The following is a 230-nucleotide window of genomic DNA, read 5'->3' as shown; positions in this document are numbered from 1 at the left end:
TACGAGCAGCTGGTGACCTGGCTCGACGACCTGATGGATCACATCCGCCAGGACAACCCGGGGGTTCTGAACCTGGATAGCGACTACGAGGAGAACCAGGCTCAGCTCAGCGTGAACATCGATTACAATCGCGCGGCCGTCCTCGGCGTCTGGGTCAGCGTTATTGGCCGCTCCCTGGATTCCCTGCTCGGCGGGCGGACCGTCACTCGCTTCACCGACCGCGGCGAGGA

Annotated in this window: 1 protein-coding gene; it reads left to right on the top strand. The window is 63.5% G+C overall.

Annotation, left to right across the window (positions count from 1 at the left end):
- Positions 1 to 12: 12 nt before the first annotated feature.
- The coding region (locus CVH10_RS25045) for a hypothetical protein (protein ID WP_369336045.1) at positions 13 to 230 on the top strand (218 nt) is incomplete at its 3' end.

The organism is Halomonas sp. ND22Bw, from assembly GCF_003011945.1.
Classification (GTDB): domain Bacteria; phylum Pseudomonadota; class Gammaproteobacteria; order Pseudomonadales; family Halomonadaceae; genus Halomonas; species Halomonas halophila.
The sequence above is the reverse complement of the archived record's forward strand: the minus strand, read 5'-3'. Positions and strand labels throughout refer to the sequence as shown.